This window comes from Salinispira sp. (genome assembly GCF_059431795.1).
In genome coordinates this window covers 78,975-102,681 of record NZ_JBXWXS010000002.1, presented here as the reverse complement: position 1 = coordinate 102,681, position 23,707 = coordinate 78,975, and the positions used below count along the sequence as shown (strand labels likewise).

The 23,707-nt window shown below is 51.6% G+C and carries 18 protein-coding genes; 2 read left to right on the top strand and 16 right to left on the bottom strand.

The window, feature by feature from the left end:
• Positions 1 to 65: 65 nt before the first annotated feature.
• The 5 genes from AC52PS_RS00940 to AC52PS_RS00920 all read right to left on the bottom strand — a co-directional run bounded on the left by AC52PS_RS00940 (position 66) and on the right by AC52PS_RS00920 (position 8,360).
• Positions 66 to 965, bottom strand: coding sequence for a glycoside hydrolase family 16 protein (locus AC52PS_RS00940; protein WP_495561148.1), 900 nt, complete (start codon positions 963 to 965; stop codon positions 66 to 68).
• Between the two features lie 80 nt (positions 966 to 1,045).
• Positions 1,046 to 2,770, bottom strand: a complete 1,725-nt coding sequence (locus AC52PS_RS00935) for a glycosyl hydrolase family 17 protein (RefSeq protein WP_495561147.1) — start codon at positions 2,768 to 2,770, stop codon at positions 1,046 to 1,048.
• Positions 2,771 to 2,845: 75 nt separating this feature from the next.
• Positions 2,846 to 4,396, bottom strand: a complete 1,551-nt coding sequence (locus AC52PS_RS00930; protein WP_495561146.1) for a carbohydrate binding domain-containing protein — start codon at positions 4,394 to 4,396, stop codon at positions 2,846 to 2,848.
• A 98-nt stretch (positions 4,397 to 4,494) separates the two neighbouring features.
• Positions 4,495 to 7,539: a hypothetical protein gene (locus AC52PS_RS00925; protein WP_495561145.1), complete on the bottom strand. Its 3,045-nt coding sequence runs from the start codon at positions 7,537 to 7,539 to the stop codon at positions 4,495 to 4,497.
• A complete protein-coding gene (locus tag AC52PS_RS00920; RefSeq protein WP_495561144.1) occupies positions 7,536 to 8,360 on the bottom strand; it encodes a sugar-binding protein in 825 nt (274 codons plus the stop codon). The genes AC52PS_RS00925 and AC52PS_RS00920 overlap by 4 nt, the downstream gene beginning before the upstream one ends.
• 308 nt (positions 8,361 to 8,668) lie before the next feature.
• Here AC52PS_RS00920 and AC52PS_RS00915 point away from each other — a divergent pair, with 308 nt between their 5' ends.
• Positions 8,669 to 9,697, top strand: a complete 1,029-nt coding sequence (locus tag AC52PS_RS00915) for a LacI family DNA-binding transcriptional regulator (RefSeq protein WP_495561143.1) — start codon at positions 8,669 to 8,671, stop codon at positions 9,695 to 9,697.
• On the opposite strand, the gene AC52PS_RS00910 is transcribed toward AC52PS_RS00915, so the two are convergent.
• The 10 genes from AC52PS_RS00910 to AC52PS_RS00865 all read right to left on the bottom strand — a co-directional run bounded on the left by AC52PS_RS00910 (position 9,655) and on the right by AC52PS_RS00865 (position 19,184).
• Positions 9,655 to 11,802: an HAD-IC family P-type ATPase gene (locus AC52PS_RS00910; protein ID WP_495561142.1), complete on the bottom strand. Its 2,148-nt coding sequence runs from the start codon at positions 11,800 to 11,802 to the stop codon at positions 9,655 to 9,657. The genes AC52PS_RS00915 and AC52PS_RS00910 overlap by 43 nt on opposite strands.
• 227 nt (positions 11,803 to 12,029) lie before the next feature.
• The gene (locus tag AC52PS_RS00905; RefSeq protein WP_495561192.1) at positions 12,030 to 12,197 is read right to left on the bottom strand and encodes a HipA domain-containing protein; all 168 of its coding nucleotides are present in this window, start codon (positions 12,195 to 12,197) and stop codon (positions 12,030 to 12,032) included.
• The gene (locus AC52PS_RS00900) at positions 12,175 to 13,005 is read right to left on the bottom strand and encodes a type II toxin-antitoxin system HipA family toxin (protein ID WP_495561141.1); all 831 of its coding nucleotides are present in this window, start codon (positions 13,003 to 13,005) and stop codon (positions 12,175 to 12,177) included. The genes AC52PS_RS00905 and AC52PS_RS00900 overlap by 23 nt, the downstream gene beginning before the upstream one ends.
• Positions 12,995 to 13,153, bottom strand: coding sequence for a hypothetical protein (locus tag AC52PS_RS00895; protein ID WP_495561140.1), 159 nt, complete (start codon positions 13,151 to 13,153; stop codon positions 12,995 to 12,997). Before AC52PS_RS00895 ends, AC52PS_RS00900 begins: the two co-directional genes overlap by 11 nt.
• 1 nt (position 13,154) lies before the next feature.
• Positions 13,155 to 13,691 carry a GNAT family N-acetyltransferase gene (locus AC52PS_RS00890; protein ID WP_495561139.1) on the bottom strand — a complete coding sequence of 179 codons (537 nt, stop codon included), beginning with the start codon at positions 13,689 to 13,691 and terminating at the stop codon, positions 13,155 to 13,157.
• 472 nt (positions 13,692 to 14,163) lie between these two features.
• The gene (glmS, locus tag AC52PS_RS00885) at positions 14,164 to 16,002 is read right to left on the bottom strand and encodes a glutamine--fructose-6-phosphate transaminase (isomerizing) (protein WP_495561138.1); all 1,839 of its coding nucleotides are present in this window, start codon (positions 16,000 to 16,002) and stop codon (positions 14,164 to 14,166) included.
• 18 nt (positions 16,003 to 16,020) lie between these two features.
• A complete protein-coding gene (locus tag AC52PS_RS00880; protein ID WP_495561137.1) occupies positions 16,021 to 16,338 on the bottom strand; it encodes a hypothetical protein in 318 nt (105 codons plus the stop codon).
• 88 nt (positions 16,339 to 16,426) lie between these two features.
• Positions 16,427 to 17,221, bottom strand: coding sequence for an ABC transporter ATP-binding protein (locus AC52PS_RS00875; RefSeq protein WP_495561136.1), 795 nt, complete (start codon positions 17,219 to 17,221; stop codon positions 16,427 to 16,429).
• A complete protein-coding gene (locus tag AC52PS_RS00870; protein WP_495561135.1) occupies positions 17,218 to 18,198 on the bottom strand; it encodes an ABC transporter permease in 981 nt (326 codons plus the stop codon). The genes AC52PS_RS00875 and AC52PS_RS00870 overlap by 4 nt, the downstream gene beginning before the upstream one ends.
• Positions 18,198 to 19,184 carry an ABC transporter substrate-binding protein gene (locus tag AC52PS_RS00865; protein WP_495561134.1) on the bottom strand — a complete coding sequence of 329 codons (987 nt, stop codon included), beginning with the start codon at positions 19,182 to 19,184 and terminating at the stop codon, positions 18,198 to 18,200. The genes AC52PS_RS00870 and AC52PS_RS00865 overlap by 1 nt, the downstream gene beginning before the upstream one ends.
• 379 nt (positions 19,185 to 19,563) lie before the next feature.
• On the opposite strand from AC52PS_RS00865, the gene AC52PS_RS00860 reads away from it, so the two are divergent.
• Positions 19,564 to 20,763: an L-lactate MFS transporter gene (locus AC52PS_RS00860; protein WP_495561133.1), complete on the top strand. Its 1,200-nt coding sequence runs from the start codon at positions 19,564 to 19,566 to the stop codon at positions 20,761 to 20,763.
• A 187-nt stretch (positions 20,764 to 20,950) separates the two neighbouring features.
• On the opposite strand, the gene AC52PS_RS00855 is transcribed toward AC52PS_RS00860, so the two are convergent.
• The gene (locus tag AC52PS_RS00855; RefSeq protein ID WP_495561132.1) at positions 20,951 to 23,695 is read right to left on the bottom strand and encodes a methyl-accepting chemotaxis protein; all 2,745 of its coding nucleotides are present in this window, start codon (positions 23,693 to 23,695) and stop codon (positions 20,951 to 20,953) included.
• Between the last annotated feature and the right edge of the window lie 12 nt (positions 23,696 to 23,707).

Here is a 23,707-nt window from a genome sequence, read left to right as displayed (position 1 = left end):
GCAAAATCCTTTCGACATGGGCCAGACCTGGCCTCAATCCATCCCTTAGACATCCCTTAGAGGTTTTATTGATACACCCGTACATAGTCAACCAGAAGCCTTCCGGGAAATACCGTACTTCCGTCGGGTGAGCCGGGGTAGTTTCCTCCCACTGCCAGATTCAAAAGTATATAAAACGGTTTATCGAAAGGTGCAGGATATTCGTCATCAGGTGCTGAGGTCCACCAATCATCCTGGGTGGCGAAATGTCGGTCGTCAACATACCAGCGGATCTCTTCGGCCTCCCACTCTATGGCAAAGATGTGAAAATCATCGGTGAAACTTCCTTCGCTGAGAATGAACTTCTCCTCCCGGTACATGTAGGGATCGCCGAAGTGGATCGCTGCACCAATAACAGTGGGTTCCTGCCCCTTGTTCTCCATGATGTCAATTTCACCCGAGGCGGGCCACCCGACCTGGGTAATGTTCTCCCCAAGCATCCAGAAAGCAGGCCAGTATCCCTGCCCGGCGGGGAGTTTCATCCGGGCTTCAATCCGTCCATAGGTCCAGCTATGAAGATCTCTGGTCAGCAGCCTGGCCGAGCTGTAGTCCATTCCCCCGTAACTCTCTTCCCGGGCTTCGATCACCAGGACGGATTCGCCTGTGGAAAGCATCTCAATCCGTGCATTTTCAGTCCGGTCGGTGTAATACTGCAGTTCATTATTGCCCCAACCGTTCAGGCCCTGCTCGGCTCCGGTTCCGGTCTCAAAGCCCCACTTGGATCTGTCTATTTGTGTTCCATTAAACTCATCCGCCCATACCAGGTTTTCATTGGTTGCGGGGATCTGGCTGTCTTCTCCGGACGGTTCATCAGAAGACGGTTCTAATTCTATAAAGCCGCAGGACACTGTAGAAATGAGAAAAAATAAGCAGATCAAGGCCGCCCGCCCTGTGCCGCCTCTCCAGCCTGTGTCTGTATTGCCCATATATCACCTCATTCAGAGAAAAAAGCCGGCCCGCCATTGGGGGGCGGACCGGCAGGGGGTATTTCACTTTACATATTTGCTTATTTCATCCAGCGGATATTGTCCAGGTTGATAACATTTGTGGGAGAACCGGTGGTTCCAGTCTCCGCATATCGGTCGGCAATCACGAAACTTGCATACACCTCTGTCATATTCAATGCGGCAGTTGCATCTTGTTCGTATGCAGGTGTTGCATTTGGAGTGATATCGCTCACCGGAATGGAAACAGTGTGCCAAGCTCCGTCATTGGCATATCCGTAGGCATTGGATGCGGGATCTACTACCAGATACACATCCACGCCTTGTTGTTCCGTGGTATTACCGGTGAAGAATCCGATCTCCAGTTTTCCGGGATAATCGCTTTGTATCTCAAACTCTATGCTGCCCGGGTCTTCAAAAGCCGATAGGTCCACCGGATCAGTGAGACTCAGCGTCATGCCCCAGCCCCATGATTTTGGAGAGGGAGTGACAATTCCATACTCGGCACCTTCAGGGGCTCCGCTGCTTCCGGTGGATATGGAAGCGGTACTTCCGTCCCAGGGATTCCAGGAGTGGGTTGCCGTTTGCTCTCCGGCACCGGCTTCCGCATCACGGAAGATGACAAAGGTGTTTTCCGTAATCACTGCGGCCTCAGCCGGTGGAATGTAGTACACGGCATCGCTGCTTCCGTAGCCGCTCCCGGACAGAACGTATTTTTCCTGTCGTTCCGCATCCCACAGCCCCCAGTTATCGTCCGCCTGCTTCCAGGGTTCATCGAATGAAGCAAAGTAGAACACGCCTTTGGGCCGTTCAAAACCGTCTCCGGGACTGCCGCCGCCGCTTCCGTACGCCCACTCCTGCATGCGGGTATAGTACATGGCCTGGTTCACCGGATGCCCTGTGTACTGGGCGGATCCGACAGTGGCGCTAGGTACGCTCTGCCATCCGGTTTCGCCAATAACAATAGGAATATCGATGCCAGCTTCATCCAAAGCAGTGCGAACAGCAGAAAAGTTTGCCTTGGCATAGGTAAGCGCCGCATCCATCATTGCCCGGGCCCGGTCTGCTTCCGCAGCATCTTCCTGCCGCCAATCCCACAGATTGTAGCCCGCATCCCAGTAGGCGTAGGTATGAACGGCGGCAAAATCAATTTCCCGCCACACCTTCTCGGTATTGTAACCAGAACCCATGGCATAGGGCTCAAAGTTGTCATTCACCGTTACCGGCTGCTCAATAGCCTCCCGCACATAGCGGATGTACTCAACCATATCATCCGGGGGAACTGCAACAAAGGACCAGTCCACAAGGACCTCATTTCCAACACTGACCGCAACAACCGTATCGGGATAATCATTGGCCAGTTTGACCGCAGAATCCAACTGCTCACGGTTCGCACTTCCGTAGCTGGTATCCCCTCCATAAAGGTAGGCGCCCAGCATTACCTTGAGATCAAGGTTGTTGTCGGAAATAACCTTCAGAGTTCGCTTTCCATGGATGGAAGTATCATAAAGCCGGATTAACCCGAAGCCTTTGGTTACCAATAAATTCAAATCTTGAAGTATTTCCGCTTCGGAGGGGTATATCTGATCATCCGGACTCTGTCCGTCCCGATAACCGGAGTAAGCAATTGCCTTCCGCGCCCAAATACTATCGTCCAGAGTTCGTACATCCACCGAGGACCCCGGAGGATCGGGGTTCACAAAATTACAGCTCATGGTCACCCCCATCAGTACGACCGCAAAAATCATTCCCCGGCCGACCTTATATAGCATATTCTTATTTTTCATATATTTCTCCAACAAACCCGGCCGGGCTGCTGTCCGGCCGGGATACGTCATGAATCATCTACGGTCCAATAATCATTACTCAATATCAAAATAAATATCAGTTATGTAGACTGCAGATTCTGTCAAACCACTTTGAAAAGTGAGCAGCCCGACTTCTGAATTCGCCCCCAGATCACCGAATCCCGCCAAAGGTACACTCACTTCAATCCAACCATTTCCGAGATCGATACTGTAATCAGCAAGGGTAAATGCTATCTCTTCCTGGGTTCCTGCTCCTGGGAATTTCACCGATACGCTTATAACCTCTGTAGTTTTGAACTTGAAAACCAAATTATCGTAACCGGCTGCTGAACCTGCCTGATACCCGGTAAAAGCTACCGCGAAACCGGGTTCACCCCCCCATAGACTAGCTGCAGTAGTCACTTCGATGCTCGGATCGTAGACAGAATCAGCATATGCAGCATCAAAGCTAGACCCGGAATCCCAATGGGCCAAGGTATTAGTTACATCTATAGCTTCAGTGGTGCCGTAGAGGTAGGAATCTTCAGTTGGTGCGGCAATTGAAAGCTGGATATCTACAGTTGCATCCCCTGTGAAATCAACAACGGAATACTCCCCGATATACCCTGACATTGTCACGTTAAGAGGATATTGTCGCGATTCAAGATCAAAACTTGCTACTCCTGAGGCATCTGTAGTCGCAGACATACCGGGATTCAGGTTAACAGATGCCCCTTCCAATGGGTTTGTGCCATCTGTAACATTTACGGTTAATTGAGAAGTCGCTATTGCCGACTCCTGAGGTGCAAGAGAAATGTTGTCCAAATAGACCGTCGTTGCTGCGCTGGAGGCTGACACATTACCCAATCCAAAGTTCAATTTGATAACAGGTGATGTACCCAGACCGGTGAAATCAACCGTTGCTTCATAGCTGGTCATATCTGTTGACAGCATGAAATCAAGTTGAGTTGGACTTGCTGCGACTTCCGCAGGAACAATTTCAACCCTTAGATCCCTTGCAATGACTGAACGCGCATCGAATGATAGAGTATACGTACCCTCGCTAGAAACAGATATATTCTGTTGATCAAATTGGACGCCCCACCAATCGGTCCCCACTGAAGCAATTACGAGCTCCACCTCACCGTTTGCTACCGACACTGAAGTGCCATCATCATGTGACCAAAGATTCCAGTCGGCACTCACATCACTGGAAAAGTCCCCATTGGTTATAAGATTGCTGGAAGAGCCAGCAGCTGTTACGGTTACGTCAACAGTTGCTACAACTTCATCATAACTTGCAGTAATCACTGTAGATCCAACGGCATTCGCGGTCACAACACCATCCGATACGCTGGCGGTTGCTGAGGCATCACTGCTCCAGGTCACATCCGCTGCATCCAGCTCTTCTGCCGAGCCGTCGTCATAATTGGCGGTGGCGGTAAGGGTCCGGGTGGCACCGGCTTCAAGGGAGATGCTTGCAGTGTTCAACGAGATAGATTCCAGTACACCATCCCCGCTTATATCGGGATCGTCCACATCGTCCAGGGCCGGGTTTGGACAGCCGCTGAAAATCAAAACCGTTGCAAGGATCAATCCGTACAGTAAATTTCTGTAGGCTTTCATAATTCCTCCTTGTACCGCTCTCTTCTGGAAGGCGGTACGTTTGTTTGTTATATCGTTCAACCGAACGTCTTTTCCGGGGCTGTCCCCGGTAGGGCACATCAATAACTCAGATCAACATACAGTGTCAGAGTGTTGAGACTTCCTTCGGACGGATCATCATCCGCAGAGTAGTCACCGTAACTGCGGCCTGCGGCCATCACTCCAATGCGGTTTTCCGTTGTAATCATGCTGGGGATGTGGAAACCGTAAGCCAGTTCTGCCTCCCATTGAACGGGATAGGTGATGTTGAACTGGCGCTGCCATACCTGGGGTCCCCATGCGCCCAGATCCATGCTTCCCCCCATGGAGAACTTTCTGTAGCGCAGATCAAGGCCGTATCCGATGAAATTCACCAGCCTGTCACTGAATCCTGTGCTCTGCTGAGTCCCGATCCGTCCCTGAGCATTTACTTTCAGTCCGGGTAAAGGGTTACTGAGCAGCGAGGCGTTTAACTGCCAGAGATTCCGGGCCTCCGGCAGGCCTTGGGGAAACGCCATCCATGCACCTGTTGCATCCTTGAACACCCCGGCATCCGTGGGTCCGGCGTAAAATGTATAGAGCAGGGAGATTGAGGCTGCGATACGGGCATTTTCCCGTTCTTCGGCGTTCCAGTCGTGAAACCATGTAGCGCCCTGGGGATCATAGGTTGCCACCAGTTCTCCTTCCAGGGTTTCCCGGTTCCAGAACACAGCGAACGGATCGGAAAGAACCGAACGCAGATCATAGCTTCCCACTGCCACCATGGGGTCCACCAATGGAGTTCTCCAGCGGAACTTTCCTTCTGCAGTGAAATCTCCGTATATAAAGCGTGTTCCCGCCGTGAGTTCCCGACGATTGCCTGAACCCGAATCGGCGGTTTGAAAGCCGGCCCGGGGTATCATGGGTTCCCCTGAAGCTACCAGCCCCGCCTGGAGATATTCTGCATATATGCGGGTGTAACGGAGAATGTCAGTGCCCAGCAGCACCCTGAACGCCAGGGTATTGGGGTATCCGATTTCGCCCTCTTTGATGGAGATATCCGATCCGTTCACCCCTTCGCCGGGTTCTGCATCAGCAGCAACTTGATAGGTTTCTCCCACATATTCGGAGCCGGCGAACAACCCCGCCGCTTCGGCGAATACATAGGGTCCGATTCCCAGAGTTGCGGAAAGACTGGCCTTTCTGCCGGGCTGACGGCTGGGGTAGGCAGATTCGCCTGCAGAAAATTCTTCCACATATACAAGACCGGCGGAGCCCTGAACAATCTCAGAGCCGAACTCCCGGTAATAATTCACCGCCGCAAGGGGTAGGGCTCCCCAGTAAATTTCCGGTCCTAGCGCCACACGCAGACCTTTCAACGCATTGGAGCCTTCGAATATCAGACCGAACGGCGCATCGGAACCGTCGGTATCCATACCGGCTCGATCCCAGGCTTCGGGCATGAGATTGAAAGCATCTCCCTGGAGAAGCCAGTCTGCTCTTCCGGTGCGATAATATCCGGTGAGGTCAAAGAGGGGATCCTCATAGGTAAATTCTCCGGCGTACAGACTTACGTTTGCATCTGTTTCGCCGCTCACATCGTCATACTGAAGATAGGCTGGAGCTTCACCCCATTGGGGGAGCAGCGGGTTCGCCCAGGCCTTGAGCTCCGCATAGCCGCTGAGATTACTCAGGGGGTGGAAGCCCACCCGTAGAGTCAGTTCCTGTCCGTTGGTGAACTCCCCATTTTCCTTCCAGTCGCCTTCAAGGGTCTCGTCGCTGGCGGTAAGCGTTCCTTCCACCCGGGCATTGAAGCGGTCAATCTCCACCGGATTCCAGGCCATATTCTCCCGGATGGCTGCAGATTCACCCCGGGAAAGAACGGTGCCCGGCTGGACGGAATCGAAGTGGGCGTACACTTCCCTGGCATCGGAGCGGTACAGCGGCAGTTCCCATAATTCCTGAAGAAGATAATATGCGGCACGGGGAACCCTTCGGTGAATTCCATCCTCTTTCCGGGGGCTTTGAGCCACAATTCCGAACCACTCTTCCTGCATGTTGTTTACACCGGGAACCGCATCGTGGGTGTACCCCCCGTTGCTCCATGTCCCTTCGGTATCGTGTACATCCAGGTTTTCGGTCTGAAGATGCTTCCACCATTCATCCATCCATTCGAAGACAAAGCCTCCGATAACATTCTGGGATTTCCCCTTGCCGTAAGACTGGAGGTAGATTTCCTGCCACTGCTGCCAGATATAGCGGGCCTGATTGTACTGATCCTCCTGTTCTGTTGCGGCGTTATACGCTTCCGCGCCCAGCTCGGTGAAAACCACCGGGACTCCTAGGGTTTCCACGCTTTCATAAAACAGATCCTGGGCGGCACCGCCCCGGTATGTGTTCACACCAAGAACATCAAGACTGGGAACCAGTTCGTCGATCAGGTTCAAATACTGAATATCACCATTTATAAGACCGTAGGGATGTCTATTGCTGATCTGCTTCGCTTCGGCAATCACTTCTTCAAACAGACTGAACAGATACCCTGCCCGTACCTCGGACTGCTGCCCCACGGGAAGATCCTGGATAACTCCCGAGTCCCATTCAAGCCCGTAGTTGTTTTCATTTCCGAAAAGAAACATGAGAACCCCGGGTACGTCTTTATAGGTCCGGACAATCTCAAGAGTATCTTCCTTGATCACTTCCCTGCTGTATACATCCGAGTAGTCGGTATTGGGGTACCAAATACCCCTGGCGCTCACACCGTAGCGTCCGAACAGGGGATTCACGATGCTGTAGATTCCGTACTGTTCGTAAAAGTAGCGGATCCATTGTGGAGGAACATCGGAAAACACCCGGATCGCATTCACACCCATGGCTTTCATCAGCCTGGCGTCTCTGTCGATCATTCTCCGGATGATGGGCTCCGGCTGATCCCACAGGTTGTAGGTATAATTCTCCCCGATGGGAATGTAGGACCAGACCACCCCTTTTACTTCAAAGGGCTTTCCTTCCACAAAGAGACGCAGTCCGTTTTCATCTTCACGTATTTCGCTGTATGTGCCCTCACCTTCAGAATCGGACTGGGCAAAGATGCCCGCCACAGAGGCCATAGTTAAAAGAAGCGCAATTATCAGTAGTTTTTTCATTCTGTTTCCTCTCCGCTGGGGACAATCTCGCCGTCTCCCCAGCCGGCGGCGTTGTAATAGGAGTTATCCTTCTCACCCATCCAATGGATCAGACGGTCCCGTTCGCTGCTGTCACCGTCGTTTATTTGGAATTCCACCCTCACTTTTTGCCCCGGTTCCAGATCGGAAATATTCAGAAGGGTCAAAGGTATTTCCGCTTCGATCTGATATCCGTCTTCCCGGAATTTTACGGCGGCGCTAGTCTGCTGGGAAAAATCAACATCATTGATTGCCAAGGAAAACGCGTCAGGGTCGGTCTTGGAAACAGGAACCAATCTGAGATGGTTGTCCGTGTCAGTGAGATTCTGATGGGGTGACGTGTCGGTACCGAAGAAAATTTCCACCGAATCGCTTCTCCATGCACCTGCAGGAGGAAGCTTGTTTTCATTGGGTACGTCATCGGTAATATCAACATAGATAAACAGGCTGCTGCCGTCTGTAGCCAGGGTGAAGTCCCCGGAAGCATCGGAGGGAACATGCCCTCCTCCGTAAACAACCACATGGGGCGAAGCGCTCACCAGGCCGTTCCATTCTGAAAAATCACCGTCAATTTTCGCTCCCTCTTCAAGCCAGAAGACCGGAGCCACTTCGCCTTTGGGCGGCTCAAGATTTTCAACCGCCTGCTCAATTTCCGGGAGCCAGGGAGGGTCTATTGATTGGGTGGCATTGGTTGAGAGGCAGGAAGATAGCACCAGCACGGGCAGCAACACCAGCAATGCCGAATAGCCGCCGATCCGCATATGCGCGGCCTTCCCTCCGGCGGCGGTAATTAATGGATTCATATAATTCTCTCCTGTGTGACGCATACAATTATTCACCGGCAGAACTCCGCCAAAATGTTTGCGCAAACATTTTGGCATGTATGCAGATGGGAATCGGCAAAGACCGCATCGGCCATCCCGCCGGTCCTCGGATGCTTTGTGTATACGTATACATCGAAATATCTTCCATATCACCGATTGTTACCGGGATGATGCCAAGTATTTCGGGATAATTTTCATAATTGTAGGCCCACATCATTTAGCTGTCAACAAAAAATGTATACGTATACATGCTGTAATTCCCATACATTTGGTTTACACTACCCTCAATGGCAACCCAAAAAGATGTGGCAACACTGGCAGGGGTATCTTCGGCAAGCGTATCCCGTTTTCTCTCCAATCCTGATTTGGTGGCACCGGCCACCGCTGATTCCATTCGGCATGCCATAACCCAGCTCAATTACCGTCCTGATTTTTTTGCCCGAAGTTTGAAAACTGGGAAGGGCTATACGGTGGGAATAATTCTACCGGGCAACGGTCCGTTTTATTGGGAGATCCTCCAGGCAATCGAGGACCGCTTAACCAGAGAAGGGTACTATACTTCGGTGTTTTACACCCGGGATGTGGATGCCAATTATCATAGTTCGCTCCATGAACTGAGCGATTTTTTGCGAAATAACTTAATAGAAGGATACATTCATTTTCCCCTGGTCACCCGTGAAGATGATCTTCTCATGGATCAGCTCCGGGCAGGCGGAGACCCCCTGGTGATCATCGACCGGGATGTACACACTCCCGACGTCAATCAGATTATAGTAGATAACTACAGTGCCGGCAGCTATATGGCTGAAGCATTCTCCGATAAGCATCACCGAAAGCCGTTGTTTATCGATGCCTTCCCAACCTCATACTCAGCTTCTCAGCGAAAATCCGGATTCATCAACGGACTGGCCACCCATGGAATTTCTTGCGGCGAGGAGAGAATTATAAGAGGCGATTTCACCGCCGGCAGCGCATACGCGGCCACCAGGGAAATATGGGAGCGACTTCCGCCCTTCACCGCAGTTTTTGCGGTAAACGATGCTTCGGCAATCGGCTTTATGCGTGCTGCAGCTGAACGGGGGATGATATGTCCCCGGGATTACGAAATTTGCGGATTCGACAATAATGAAGAGTTCACACCCTTCACCACTCCATCAATTTCAACCTTCCATCAGCCCCTGCAGGAGATCGGCGAATTTGCAGCCGAACGGATACTGTGTCAGCTCGACGGGGGCTCAACTCCCCAACAGCTGATCCTGCAGCCCCGATTTATTCAGCGGGAATCGTTCCGGCTGGCGGATACCGTAGATACCTGAAGCTCCTCCCGATTCACCCGAAGAAGCCTTGCGTTTATGGCAACGACCACTGTGGATATTGACATAAGGATTGCCCCCGCTTCCGGTGACAAAATAAATCCTGTGCCATAGAGCACCCCGGCAGCCAGGGGAATGGCCACCACGTTGTAACCTGTGGCCCAGATCAGGTTTTGAACCATCTTCCGGTACGTCGCCCGGCCGAACAGAATAAGGGAGGTTATATCCAAAGGATTTGAGTTCACAAGAATAATATCTGCGGAGGAGGCGGCCACATCGGTTCCCGAGCCCACGGCTATTCCCACCTGTGCTTGGGCCAGAGCCGGCGAATCGTTCACTCCGTCGCCGGTCATGGCAACAAATTCACCCTGATTCTGAAGCTCTTTAATCTTACCCTGCTTCTGATCGGGCAGCACCTCGGCGAAAAACCCGTCCATGCCCAGCTGATCAGAAACTGCACCTGCGGTCTCCTGGTTGTCACCGGTGAGCATCCAGCATTTAATACCCCGTTTTTGCAGAGCCCGCACCGCCTGATAGGACTCCGGTCTGATAGTATCCGAAAGGGCAATGGATCCCCTTAGATCGTCATCCACAATTACAAATACCCGGGTAACACCGCCCTGCTTCTCAGCACCTTCGGGAACGCTCAGATTTTTCTCTCTCAGGTACCCTGGACTCAGCACCTTCACATCTTTGCCGGATACGGTACCCGAGACCCCTCTCCCTTTCAGGGCCTGAAAATTCTCCGCAGAAGAGATGTGGACCCCTTTGTGAGAAGCATAAGACACAATGCCCTTGGCAATGGGGTGCTCGGACCCCCCCTCCAATGCTGTGGCAATAGCAAGCATCTCTTTTTCCCCATCACTCTTCTCTGAGGTCCGGTCTTCTGCCCCGCCCATGGAATCTCCGGCCGCTTCGCTCCTGGAATCTCCGGCCGCTTCGCCCATGGAATCTCCGGCCGCTTCGCTCCTGGAAGAAGAATCGTACACGTCCACAGATGTTACCTCAAAACTTCCCTCGGTGAGGGTTCCCGTCTTATCGAATACAACGGCGGTAATTTTTCTGGCGTTCTCAAAGGCAGTGCGGTTACTGATAAGCAATCCGTTCTGTGCGGATTTAGTGGTGGACTGGGCAACAACCAGGGGAATCGCCAGCCCCAGAGCATGGGGACAGGTGATAATCATTACGGTGGCCATTCGTGCGATGGAAAACTGAAGATCCTGTCCCAACAGCAGCCAGGAAACGAGAGTCGTCAGGCCGACAGTAATGGAGATAATGGTAATCCAGAAGGCAGCTCTGTCCGAAAGAGCCTGGGTTCTGGATTTCGCCGCCTGAGCGTCCCTCACCATAGCAATTACTTTAGAAAGATAACTGTCGTCTCCCGAGTGTTCCACCCATACTTCAAGGGAACCGTCGCCGTTCACCGATCCGCCGATCACCTCATCCCGGGCTTCCTTTCCCACCGGTTTCGACTCACCGGTGAGCATTGATTCATCCAAGTAGCTGGATCCTTCGATTACCAGACCGTCGGAAGGGATCTTTTCCCCCGGCTTAATAACCAGAATATCCCCTTTATTGATTTCAGACAGAGACACATCTTCCACTCCGTCATCGGTTTTGCGGTGGGCTTCAGAGGGCATAAGCTGGGCCAGCTTCTCAAGGGCAGAGGACGCTCCGAGAACCGAAGCCATCTCTATCCAATGGCCCGCAAGCATAATGGCAATAAGGGTTGCAAGCTCCCAATAAAACGGAGAACCCTCAAGACCGAAGGTTACCGCCGAACTGTATACATACGCCACGGAAATCGCCAGACCGATAAGCGTCATCATTCCCGGTGTTTTGACCTTCAGCTCCTGCACCAAACCAGAGAGAAAAGGCCATCCGCCGTACAAGAAAATGACTGTGGATAATCCGAACACCACATATCCGTCTGAGGGAAAGCTCAAGGAATATCCCAACGCTTCCTGAATCAGTTCCGCCATACCCAGTACCGGGATCATCAGCACCAGAGTAATATAAAACCTGCGCCGAAAGTCCCGAATCATCATTCGATGATGGTCGTTGTGATTGTTATGTGAATCATGTTCCCCGGGTTCGTCCATAGCCATTACCTCCCCTTCCATACTTTTTTTGAAAGTAATCCTAATCGTAGGTTGGATTCCACCGTTTCACGCAAATTTCTGGATAATTGATGTTCTCCCGCCAATTGTGAGAACCGGGAAAACGCTTCACCCACCCGGTCGATTATCTCTCGGCTCTTCTTATCGCTGAGATTACAATAGCGGTCAAATTGCAGGAAATCTTCGTACAGGAAATCATTATTTTTCCGGTTCAGTCAGCACTGATGATTACCTGTGAATTTACCTGCCGGATCATATGCATATGTCAAATCGAAAGCCGGAGAAAGGCTCCACTGCCCGGCCCTATCCATGAGAAACCCGGTGTTCTTGGTATGATCATCCTGGTTCCTTCCAAAAACATTAAAAACGGCTCGCCTGAATATTTCCGTTTCTGATTATGCGGTCAAAGCGCTCTATCAGGAAATGTCGGTCCTTGGAATCATCAATGAGCTCTGTCCTTGGCATATTGATACCGGCCTTGCGGGCAATCAGGCTGTAAATATATTCAAGGACGGGCAATCCCCTGGGATCCGTTTTGTCCATATCCTGATTGGAACTTGAATCGAATTTGAGAAGCCAGTACGTGTAATGGGGTCCATGGTTTACCGTCCCATCTAAGAGCTTCCCTGTACTTGATTTCGCAACCACGGCTTTTGAGCGGGCACCTCCCGCACTGGATCCGACCCGAATCATGGTTAACGCAGCAGACCGTTCATTAGTTGATAGCAGGTTTCCATGCAATGCTGATTGACGTTGCTGAATACGGTCGGCCAGTTCCGAAAGTTGCTGTACATCCAACGCCGAACGCTGCAGCGGAAGAGTTTCCCCGGGTTTATATTCCAAGGCACCCATACCACGGTCCGCTATATATGAAAGTCTGTCCAGCGTGGTAACCTCAGATGCCGGTATATTTTTTTCGGCCATATACATGTCGATCAATTGGCTGCCGAATTTGTCCGGCAGAGAATCCGCAATAAAGCCGGGAACACCCTGGAATGATTTAAAACTAATCCCGTCGAAAGTAAAACGGCTCGGAGGATACTTTAGATGGACAGGGGCGATTTGGATACGGGATTCCATAAACCCCGGTTCGTATTCGAACGAAGCTATGCGGGGTTGTCCGGAGCATATCCCAGGGAACCGACTTTGATACCCCAGAGTTGAACGTAAACGACTCCGCTCACTCTTCATCTCCCCATTGAAAATCACCTTTCGACTTCTGTTTATCCCGAACACGCTTGGGTAATTCGGCCCCGTTCTTTACCCTGGGGCTGCAGGATCCGGCCCCGGACTCCTCAATCTCCGTTTCTTTCATGTGATGTCCGATATAGAATTCCATTTTACCAATATACGGGTTTATTAATCTCTTCCACACAATATGTATTGCCAGGTATCGGATGAAGTGTATTGCCGAGCAATGATTGAGCCAACCATCCCTCGGGATATGATAATTCTACAGGTGCCGCAATGATGTCTTCGGTTATTGTTTGAAATCCAACTTTTGAGTAAAAATTGATGTCTCCGTAGGTAACAACTATTTCAATTTCCTCATCTTTGAGTTTTTTAAGACCGTAATTGATCAACTCCTGACCAATTCCCTGCCCCTGATAATCTGTATGGATAGCCACCGGAGCCAAAATAAATGCCTTGGTTTTGTTTTCGAACGTCAATCGTGAAAAAAAGATGCACCCGACAATTTTCTTATCATCCATCGCCACAAAACCATATAGATCTTCATTTTTTGTATATGTCATAAAATCGTGAGTCAAATCGCCGATTAAATTACCTTCACTTTCTCCTTCTGAATCTGTAAATGTTTTAACAAACATATTCCTGATTTCTTCAATCTGAGCCGAAGTGTAAATAGAGAAGTCCACTGATTACCCCCTTTATGTATCATCATTATACGTGACAAAAAATCACACATCAATTCTATACATAATTAATAACAGATGGCCCCATCGTTGGAACCACCAAAGCGTAACTGTCTATCATCAAATAGAACCTCATTGGTCCAATCTGAAGATGATAATCTAATTTCCGATTCTTCCGGCCCCTCAGTTGCTTCCGGGAAACCCAAACGACTTTCGGGTAATAATATAGACCTGTCGGAGAGGTGTTTTCTTGTTGAGATAGTCTGAGATTTCTTTGTCAGAAAAACCTTCATCATGAAATCTCATGATGAGTTCATATCGATATTCCTGCCTGTCCGGAATATGTTTCAATGAAAGAGATCGTGTAGTGACCGTGGCATTGAACTTTACGACAACATCTTTCCAGGATCAATCCAGAGGAAACTGATTCCAGTTCAAGGGAATCAGTTTCTCCGAATTTCCTGTCATAGGAAGCCTACTCCACCGTCACACTCTTGGCCAGGTTTCGGGGCTGATCGATCTCCCGCCCCAGCCCCAGGGCGACGTAATAGGCGAATAGCTGGAGAGGTACAACTGCCACAATGGGTGCAAGCACCTCATCGGTGGCGGGGATTTTGATAATATCGCTTGCCAGATCCTCGAGCCGGGGATCATCCGAGTCGGTGAGGACAATCACTTTGCCTTCCCGTGCCCGCACTTCCTGAATATTCCCAATATCCTTATCAAGAAAATCCCCTTCCATGGCAATAAACAGGGAGGGCATGTGGGGAGATATGAGAGCCAGGGGTCCGTGTTTCAGGCCTCCGGAGGAAAATCCTTCTGCATGGATATAGCTGATCTCTTTCAGCTTCAACGCGCCTTCCAGGGCGATGGGATAGTAGTTACCCCGTCCCATGAAGAGCATACTGCCGTACCCTTTATATTTCTCCGCAATTTCCTTAATTCTGTCCCTGAGACCCAGGGTCTCATGAATCCTATCCGGCAGCTCCATCATGGCATCCACCAGCTCCTTGCCCCGGCGAACCGGCACGTCCCGCATCCGCCCCAGAAGCAGCGCCAGCAATGCCATAACGGTTACCTGGGAGGTAAATGCCTTGGTTGAGGCCACCGATTTTTCCGGCCCCGCATGGGTGTACACCCCGCCTTCGGTAAGCCGGGCAAGGGTTGAACCCACAACATTCACGATGCCCAGCACCCTGCCGCCCTTATTCTGAACTTCCTTCACCGCGAGAATGGTGTCGGCGGTTTCGCCGCTTTGGCTAATTGCCAGATAGAGGGTATCCCGTTTCACAATGGGATTGCTCACCCGGTATTCCGAAGCATCGAACACCTGCACGGGAATCCTTGCCAGATGTTCGATCATGGCACCGCCCACGCAGCCGGCGTAATATCCGGTTCCCATGGCCAGCACATGAATCCGTTCAATATCGAAGAAATCCCGCTTATCAAGGTTCAGCCCCCCCAGCTTGGCGGTGCCGAAATCGTGGAGAAGGCGGCCACCCTCACCCATGGCCCGGCTCACCGCTGTAGGTTGCTCAAATATCTCTTTCAGCAGAAAATGGTCATACTCCCCTTTCAAGGCCTGGGTTTCGTCAATATCCACCTGTTCGACGGTCTTTTCAACCTCCCGATCCTGACGGTTGATAGTCTTATACTGTTTGGGTGTAAGAATTGCCATTTCACCGTCTTCCAGATATATGGCCTGACGGGATAAACCGATGAACGCAGTGGCGTCGGAAGCAAGAAACATCTCTTTCTCGCCGACTCCCACAATCAGGGGACTTCCGTTTCGAGCTCCGATTAAAAGATCCGGGTGATCCCGGAATAAAACGATTATACCGTATGTTCCCTCAATCCGTCGCAATGCACTCTTCACCGCTTCCTCGGGTTTTTCCGGGTTTTGCTTCAGGTAATCTTCAATGAGGTGGGCCAGAACCTCCGAGTCTGTTTCGCTGAGGAAGCTGTACCCCTTGGCGATCAGTTCATCCTTCAACGCAACATAGTTATCGATAATTCCGTTATGAACCACCGCAACGCTGCCGTCGGCGCTTTCATGGGGGTGGGAGTTCTCGTCAGACACTCTGCCGTGGGTTGCCCAGCGTGTGTGTGCGATGCCAAGATTGCTGGCCGACCGGGAGGGCAATGCCTGCTCAAGGTTGTTCAACTTGCCCTGTTTTTTTATCACCTTGATGCTTTCACCCTGGAGCAGGGCCACACCCGATGAGTCATAGCCCCGGTATTCCAGTTGACGAAGTCCCTGCATCAACACCGGCATGGCCTTTCTCGGGCCGCAATAGCCTACAATTCCGCACATATCTTTCTCCTGATTGGTTTATCCATAAATAATCCGGCGGATCTGCCGGATGCTCAAAGGGGGGGCCGTAAATCGGCGCTGGGGCAGTTCCTGTTCAATCCGGCGGTAGATCTCCGTGTTGGAAAGCCCAGAACGCTGGAGTTCACCATGCCGCTGAACCACAAACTCCTGAAGGCTGCAATTCCAGTACTCGCTGATATCGTCCACAAGCATATCCAGCTCGTGTTCGCCTATGGAGTAGTTATCCAGCAGATGCTTTTTTAGACGTGTATCGACCCGAAGAATTGATCCCTCCTCGGAAAGGGCGGCCCCTGGCAGAGCTTCGCCGCCTTCCACAGAAGAGAATGTAGACCAATGCTGCAGTTATTTCAATATTTTACAGTATATTTACCCGTTTCCGGGCAAAATAAGAGAATTACATTTCCTATTCTCCAAGAAGAGCATCGTCCCGGGCAAATTCGGTTCCGGTTACAGCATGAAAACGCTCAACCAAATCAGAGACAGTGAGACGCTGTTTTTCTTCACCTTCAACATCCAGGATAATCCGCCCCTGGTCCATCATCAGCAGACGGTTGCCCTGATCGATGGCATGCTGCATGTTGTGGGTGATCATCATGCAGGTGAGACCGAACTCGGAGACGAACTGCCTGGTCAGTTCCTGAATCTTGCCGGCATTCCGGGGATCCAGGGCCGCCGTATGTTCGTCCAGCAGAATGAGGCGGGGTTGACTGAGAACCATCATCAGCAGGGTGACCGATTGCCGCTGACCGCCGGAAAGTAGTTCAACGTTTTCCTTAAGCCGATGTTCCAGACCCATATCCAGACGTTTAAGCTGACTGCGGAAATACTCCCTGCGTGTATCGTTCAGAGATATTTTCAGCCCTTTGAATCCCTTTGTGGAGGCTATCATCATATTATCCTCCAGTGTCATGTTTCCGGCGGTACCCATGGTGGGGTTCTGGAAGATTCTTCCGATATATTTCGCCCGGCGGTGTTCCGCAAGCCGGGTGATGTCCTGTTCGCCTAACTGAACCGTTCCCCGGGACGGGGGAAGGGTTCCGGATATCAGATTAAAGAGAGTGCTCTTTCCCGCTCCGTTGGAACCGATAATGGTAATGAAGTCCCCTTCCCGGACATCCAGATTCAGATTGTGAATGGCGGTATGCTCGTCGGCAGTACCGGGGTTGAACACTTTACTGAGATGGGAGATTTGTATCATGTATCGGTCTCCTTGGAAGGTCTAGCTTGAGTCCCATTAGCATCGGTATCCGGCAGAAATTCTTCCTGCAGTGCATGTTCCAGGGCAATACCGGCCGCTTTTTTTTGCCGCCGATCCTCCTGAACCCGGGTATATAGTAAAAGCCCCACGATAAACAGACCGTAAATCAGCTGGAGATCGCTGGGCCGCAACTGGATAAACACCGCCCGTCTGGCAAGAAACATGAGCGAACGGAAAAGGATGGAGCCCACGATCACCCTGAGGGTGAGAACCCATATCCGGTTGGAGCGGAGCACCAGTTCGCCGATCATCACCGAAGCAAGACCGGCAATCACAATTCCCCTCCCCAGATTCACATCCGCCGAACCCTGATACTGGCTTGCCAGGGCCCCAGATAGGGCTACCAGGGCGTTTGAAAGTCCCAGCCCGATAATTTTCAGGGTCTCTGGATTCACACCCTGGCTTTTCACCATCTGCTCATTGCTCCCCATGGCGCCCATGGTGAGTCCCATATCAGTGTGAAAGAACAGGTCGAGAATCAGCTTCACCACCAGCACCACCACTGCAAAGACAATGAGAATTACCGCACCCCGGCTTAAGCCCGGCAGGAGAGCCTGCACCCCATCCAGAAGCGTATCGTATTTAAGGAAACTGATGTTGGGACGGTTTCCCTGCACACGCAAATTCACCGAATAAAGCATGGTCATGGTAAGAATTCCCGCCAGCAGATGGGGCACCTTGAGCTTGGTATGAATCAGTGCTGTCACCGTACCGGCTGCGAAACCGCCAAAAATAATCAGCGCCAGGGTAAGCGGTCCGGGAAGACCGGCCACAATGGCGGAAGCATAAATGGCAGCCCCCAGAGGGAAGCTGCCGTCGACGGTGAGGTCCGGGAATTCAAGGAGCCGGAAGCTGATAAACACTCCCAGCGCCATAATTCCGTATACCAGCCCTTCGGCCAGGATGGTCTGTATCATTATTCCACTTCACCGTCTCGGACAATGGAGCCCGCCCGTTGGATCACGTCTTCAGGAACATCGATGCCGAGTCGCTCAGCTACATCCAGATTGAGCACCAGCAGCAGATCTTCCGGATCGGTGAGAAATCGGGTGGGAAGATCCGCAGGTTCCGCTCCCTCCAGCACCTCATCGATGAGCCGTCCGGTGGCCAGGCCCATGGCATAATAATCGAAGCCATAGGCAGCAAGAACATCATAATCGGTGAAACTTGAAGGGTCTGCGGTAATTACCGGCACATTGTTCTGGTTCGCCACCTCAATGAGTGCAGGAAGTGCGGAGAACACCGTATTGTCAGTTGATACGTACACCGCGTCCACACGGTCCATGATCGCTTCAGCTGCCTGTTTCACCTGCCCTGAATCAGCAATGGTAGTGGAAACGAAATCCAGCCCGCGATTAGTTGCCGCTTCTTCCGCCAATTCCGCCAGTTTTACCGCATTGGGTTCCCCTGAGGTGTAAACCGTCCCGATGCTCTGTGCACCGGTGAGTTCGATGATCAGATCTATCTGCTCAGCCACCGGGGTGAGATCGCTTACACCGGTAACGTTATTTTTCCCCGTTTCAAGGTCATCCACCAGCCCTGCATCCACCGGATCGGTAACCGCAGTGAATATCACCGGCCGGTCGGTAATAGCTGTTGCCAGTGCGATGGAAGTGGGAGTGGCGATTCCAACGGCAATATCCACATCATCGAAGAGGAATTTGCTGGCAATCTGACCGGCGGTATTCATATCTCCCGCTGCATTCTGCACATCGAAGCTGATATCATCATAACCCAGCTCCGCCATTTCATCCTTAATGCCCTGTTCAACCGCATTCAATGCAGGATGTTCCACAATTTTGGAAATTCCCACGGTTACACTTTTCTGTTCCCCGGCACAACCGGCGAAAACCAAAATAACAGCCGCAAGAACCGCCGCCGTCTGAATTGTTACGCGCTTCATACCCACCTCCATATTTTCCCGTTTTTTTAAACAGGTTCGGGTCTTCCGTATACATATTCACATTAAAGACTCTTTCAACAGTGCAATTTGGAAGAGTCTCAAAATGGGATCGATATACACCATGTATGTATTCCATCAATAGTACCTGATTTCTCGAGGCTTTGGCAATTTCTCAATGACCATTTTTAAAATTGCCTCTGCCTTTTTCACGAAAAACCTGTTTGGAGATACAGAAGCGTTCCTCTGCTTTTCAGTTCCTTTAAGCTTGATTTCAGAGGGAATTACGAGTATTGTGGTCAGAGTTTTTCCCGAACCACATTCAGCAAAGGCCCTTTCAAAGAACAGGTTTGAAGGGGTCTTAGTACACAGGAGCTTTGCAATGAAAAACCAATCGCTGGAAGGCTGGCTGCGTGTAGGCGCCGGCCTGTTGATTAATCTCTGCATGGGCACCATCTATTCATGGAGTGTATTCCGCACCCCCATGGAGGAGCTGTTTTCCCTCACTGCAGTCCAGAGCGGACTCCCTTACATGATATTTCTTGCCATGTTTGCCTTCAGCATGCCTCTGGGAGGCTGGGTCATTGGAAAGATCGGACCCCGCCTTACCACGGTCATCGGTGCCGTCCTCTTAGGCAGCGCGTGGGTGATCGCCGGAATCTCCGGCAGCTTCACGGTAATAGTAGCAGCCTATGGCGCTCTTGGAGGTGTTGGGGTGGGTCTCGCATATGGTGCACCCCTTGCGGTTGCAGGGAAGTGGTTTCCCCGGAGGAAGGGTCTGGCAATGGGGATTGCCCTGGTGGGCTTCGGGCTGTCTCCGTTTATTACCGCCCCTCTGGCTGAGTATCTCATTCTTTCGCAGGGGGTACTCTCCAGTTTTTGGATTCTTGGGGCGGCATTCTTCGTTATCATCGCCGTACTGGGACAGTTCCTGGTGTACCCCAAAACTGATGCTCAGAACTCTTCCCACCAGCACAGTCAGCAGGAAGATGTGCCCCCCGGCGAAATGCTGAGACGGCCGTCATTTTACGTGCTCTGGTCTCTCTACGTCATCGGTACCTTAAGCGGACTTATGGTAATCGGCATAACATCGCCGGCGGCACAGGAGATTGCCGGTCTCACCGGCCCGGCGGCGGCAATTCTTGTGAGTGTCATGGCAGTTTTCAACGGTCTGGGACGCCCGTTATTCGGAAGCATTACCGACAAATTCGGAGCACGAAACAGCATCGCTCTGGCAGCGATTCTGGTGGCAGCAGCTTCGGGACTGATGCTGATTATCCCCGAAGGATCGCCCGTTCTGTTCTCCCTGGCATTTGCGGTATTCTGGCTGCTTTTGGGTGGATGGCTGGCTATTGCTCCTGCGGCCACCACGGTGCTTTTCGGATCGAAATATTACAGCCAAAATTACGGAATAATGTACACCGCGTACGGTGTAGGCGCCATCCTGGGCACCCTCATTTCCGGCGAGATCCGCAGCGCCTTCGGATCCTACCGTCTGGCCTTCATTCCCACCCTGGGGTTGGCGCTTGCAGCGCTGGTCGTTGTACTGATCTTCATGAAAAAAGAACCTCAGAAAGGGTAATGAGGAATTACCGGTGCGGATGCCGTTCTCCCATCCGGGACTGCTTCGGGGGGATCATGAAGGGTTAGGTCGGGGCTGAATACCCACCTCCTGTTCAAAGCCGATTTTTCACCCCACTGGTATAGTGGGGGGGCGCTTTTTTCAGGATGGGGGGCGGCCCCCGGTTTTTTTAAAGGGGCATCCGGTATCAATCTGGGGAAGGGTCTGTCCCTTCTTTTGATTGAGGCTCCGGTTTCCTTTGTGTTCTAGGCTCCGCTTTCGCTTCTGTTTTCTCTTTGGGGCCCGTTTCTGACTGGCTGCTTTCCTTCATCTCAGGATGGCCGCCCTTCTTCATCTCAGGCTGGCTGCCCTCCTTTATCTCAGGCTGGATGCCATCCTTCACTTTAGGCAGGCCGCCCTCCTTTATCTCAGGCTGGCTGCCATCTGTGGGCTGAGGGTCATGTTCCGAGGCCTGAGCATCAGTTTCCGATTGCCGGGTTTTGAAACCGTCCACCTGGCTGCGAATGTTCTGAAGCTGAGTTCGGTTTTCCTGACCCAGCCGGGCTAATTCATTGGTTGAATCCCGAATTTCCTTTATGCCCGCATCAATCTCACTGATGCTTCCGGAGACGGAGCTTGAAACTTCAAGAACATTGCTGACATTACGGTGAATACCTTCAGCACCCCGGTTGAGCCGGGTGCTTTCCTCTTCCACCCGGGTGGATACTTCAGTGAGCGAGCTGATGGTGTCCAGAATCTGGGTGCTGCCCTGATTCAGTTCTTCCATGCTGGCCCCGATTTCCCCAAACACAGAGGTAAACTGTTCAACTTCCTGCTGTATTCCGGAAAAACTATCTCCCGTCTCCCGGGAGGATTCCATGGCTCGATGTATCAGGTCCACGGAACTATGAATGCTCTCACTGATCACCACGGAGTTTTCCCGGGTAGTTTCGGAGAGTTTACGGATTTCGTCAGCCACCACACTGAAGCCCCTGCCGGCGTCTCCGGCATGGGCGGCCTCGATGGCGGCGTTCATGGCTAAAAGGTTTGTCTGTTCGGATATGGACTGGATAATTTCGGTGGCTTCGGTAATTTTATCCGCAGCCTGCTGAACCTGGGTAATGAGATCCACAGTGGACTCAAGATTCTCTCCCCCTAGCCGGGTAATACTCAGCAGTTCATCGCTGCGCTCCCGGCGTTCACGGATACTGCTGCTCACCGACTGAATGGAGGCAACCATCTCCTCGATTGCAGAGGAGGATGAGTCAACAGCCGCTTTCTGGGTGTTCACCGCTTCACTGAGGGTACCCGCTATGCCCCGGATATCCTCAACTGCCTGAAAACTGGAATGCACATGTTCATCTAACCCGGCTACCTGATCGGATATAGAATTGAGATTCCGGGATATCTGATACACAGCGGCTGAACTTTCCTCGGAACTGGCCAGAAGAGTATCCGAGAGATTATCCGCCTGAACCACTGTGGCCTGAATATTGCTGACAATTTCCTGCAGCTTACCCACAAACACATTAAAGTATTTGCTCATACTTCCAAGTTCATCCTTGCGGGAGATATCCAGTCGAACTGTCAAATCGCCCCTTCCCTGGGAAATCTCTCTGAGAATCTCTACGGTACTCTTTAGGGGACGGGAGATGCTCCGACTCACCGCCGCAAATAGGAGAATAAGCAGCAGTAATACAACCGCAGCAAGGACGGCAACAAGCCGGATCATATTAAAAACTGCCGCAAGGGCCTCATCCACATCCTGTTCAGCCACAACCACCCATTGAACCCCGGGAATATCCAGAGGGGCATAAGCCCCCAGCGTATTGGTCTGCCGGAAGCTTTCGCCTATGGTCACCCCCTTCTCTCCCTGAAGGGCCAGGTCCACCGTATCGGTCCGCATAGGCAGATGGAGAATGGTAGTTTCGAAGCTTGCAATTTCTGTTGCCAGAGGTCCTTTATCCAGTTCGGTATTCAGCAGTTCATAGAACTCCGCCGGCTGTTCCAGGAACATGCGGTATTCGGTACGGAGCATCCGGTCGGTTCCCACAATATAGGTTTCTCCGGTGGCTCCCAGCCCCTCCTGCTCCCAGGAGCGGTCTCTGGTCATCACCTGCTCAATCTCCTCAACGGGCATTTGGAAAATGAGTACGCCGATCAGCTCTTCACCCCGGTAAATCCCTGTGGAAATGAATGAAGCGGGAGCGGCGTATGAGGGAAGATAGGGGCGGAAATCGATGAGATAGCTGGTTCCCTTTTCACCGCTCATTGCTGACTGAAATGCCTTGCCTATGCCGCTGGATGTGTAGGGACCGTTTTTCAAATCGGTGGCAAAATCCGCTTCCTTTTCCACCGAGTAGACAATGGTTCCGTATTCCGGTTCCACCAGAAACATATCGTAATACCCGAACTTTTCAAGATACGATCTAAACACGGGATGATAGCGGGAGTGGGAGCGGTCGTATCCGTCAATACCCGGATCAATCAGATTCTCCTTATTTCCCACAGGGTTGGGATTGTTGACAAGAAATCTTTCCTGGAGAATAAATGATGCCACATTCCTCGGCAGCAGGCGGCTGGTTTCGCTTGGACGGACAGTTTCGGGAATACGCATGAGATACTCGGTCCGCAAATACTCAGATACCCGCCTGCGCATATCCAGCAGTCTGTCCGGAGGACTGTCTCGAAGCTCTTCGTACTCTCTCCTGAAATCCTCCATGGCCTGGATCACCATCAGGTTTTCCGCATTTGCCTCGATCTGATTGGAGATCTGCTCAAAATAATTCTCAACCTGGGATGCCTTGATATCCCGGATTGCGGAGAGTTTTTCAAAGACCAGATCCCGTTCCGATTGCTGTGCAATAAAAATAATCCCCAACGCAATAAGCGCCAGGGATATAAACGTGATCATTAAAATACCTGTAAGGCGTTGTCGTATCGTGAGGTTCATATTTCACCCTAC

Excerpts from the sequence above, each read along its gene's own strand:
- AC52PS_RS00925 (WP_495561145.1), bottom strand. The coding sequence starts at position 7,539 with ATGAAAAAACTACTGATAATTGCGCTTCTTTTAACTATGGCCTCTGTG.
- AC52PS_RS00930 (WP_495561146.1), bottom strand. The coding sequence starts at position 4,396 with ATGAAAGCCTACAGAAATTTACTGTACGGATTGATCCTTGCAACGGTT.
- glmS (WP_495561138.1), bottom strand. The coding sequence starts at position 16,002 with ATGTGCGGAATTGTAGGCTATTGCGGCCCGAGAAAGGCCATGCCGGTG.
- AC52PS_RS00940 (WP_495561148.1), bottom strand. The coding sequence starts at position 965 with ATGGGCAATACAGACACAGGCTGGAGAGGCGGCACAGGGCGGGCGGCC.
- AC52PS_RS00875 (WP_495561136.1), bottom strand. The coding sequence starts at position 17,221 with ATGATACAAATCTCCCATCTCAGTAAAGTGTTCAACCCCGGTACTGCC.
- AC52PS_RS00935 (WP_495561147.1), bottom strand. The coding sequence starts at position 2,770 with ATGAAAAATAAGAATATGCTATATAAGGTCGGCCGGGGAATGATTTTT.
- AC52PS_RS00895 (WP_495561140.1), bottom strand. The coding sequence starts at position 13,153 with ATGGAATTCTATATCGGACATCACATGAAAGAAACGGAGATTGAGGAG.
- AC52PS_RS00910 (WP_495561142.1), bottom strand. The coding sequence starts at position 11,802 with ATGGCTATGGACGAACCCGGGGAACATGATTCACATAACAATCACAAC.
- AC52PS_RS00900 (WP_495561141.1), bottom strand. The coding sequence starts at position 13,005 with ATGAAGAGTGAGCGGAGTCGTTTACGTTCAACTCTGGGGTATCAAAGT.
- AC52PS_RS00915 (WP_495561143.1), top strand. The coding sequence starts at position 8,669 with ATGGCAACCCAAAAAGATGTGGCAACACTGGCAGGGGTATCTTCGGCA.
- AC52PS_RS00860 (WP_495561133.1), top strand. The coding sequence starts at position 19,564 with ATGAAAAACCAATCGCTGGAAGGCTGGCTGCGTGTAGGCGCCGGCCTG.
- AC52PS_RS00920 (WP_495561144.1), bottom strand. The coding sequence starts at position 8,360 with ATGAATCCATTAATTACCGCCGCCGGAGGGAAGGCCGCGCATATGCGG.
- AC52PS_RS00855 (WP_495561132.1), bottom strand. The coding sequence starts at position 23,695 with ATGAACCTCACGATACGACAACGCCTTACAGGTATTTTAATGATCACG.
- AC52PS_RS00870 (WP_495561135.1), bottom strand. The coding sequence starts at position 18,198 with ATGATACAGACCATCCTGGCCGAAGGGCTGGTATACGGAATTATGGCG.
- AC52PS_RS00865 (WP_495561134.1), bottom strand. The coding sequence starts at position 19,184 with ATGAAGCGCGTAACAATTCAGACGGCGGCGGTTCTTGCGGCTGTTATT.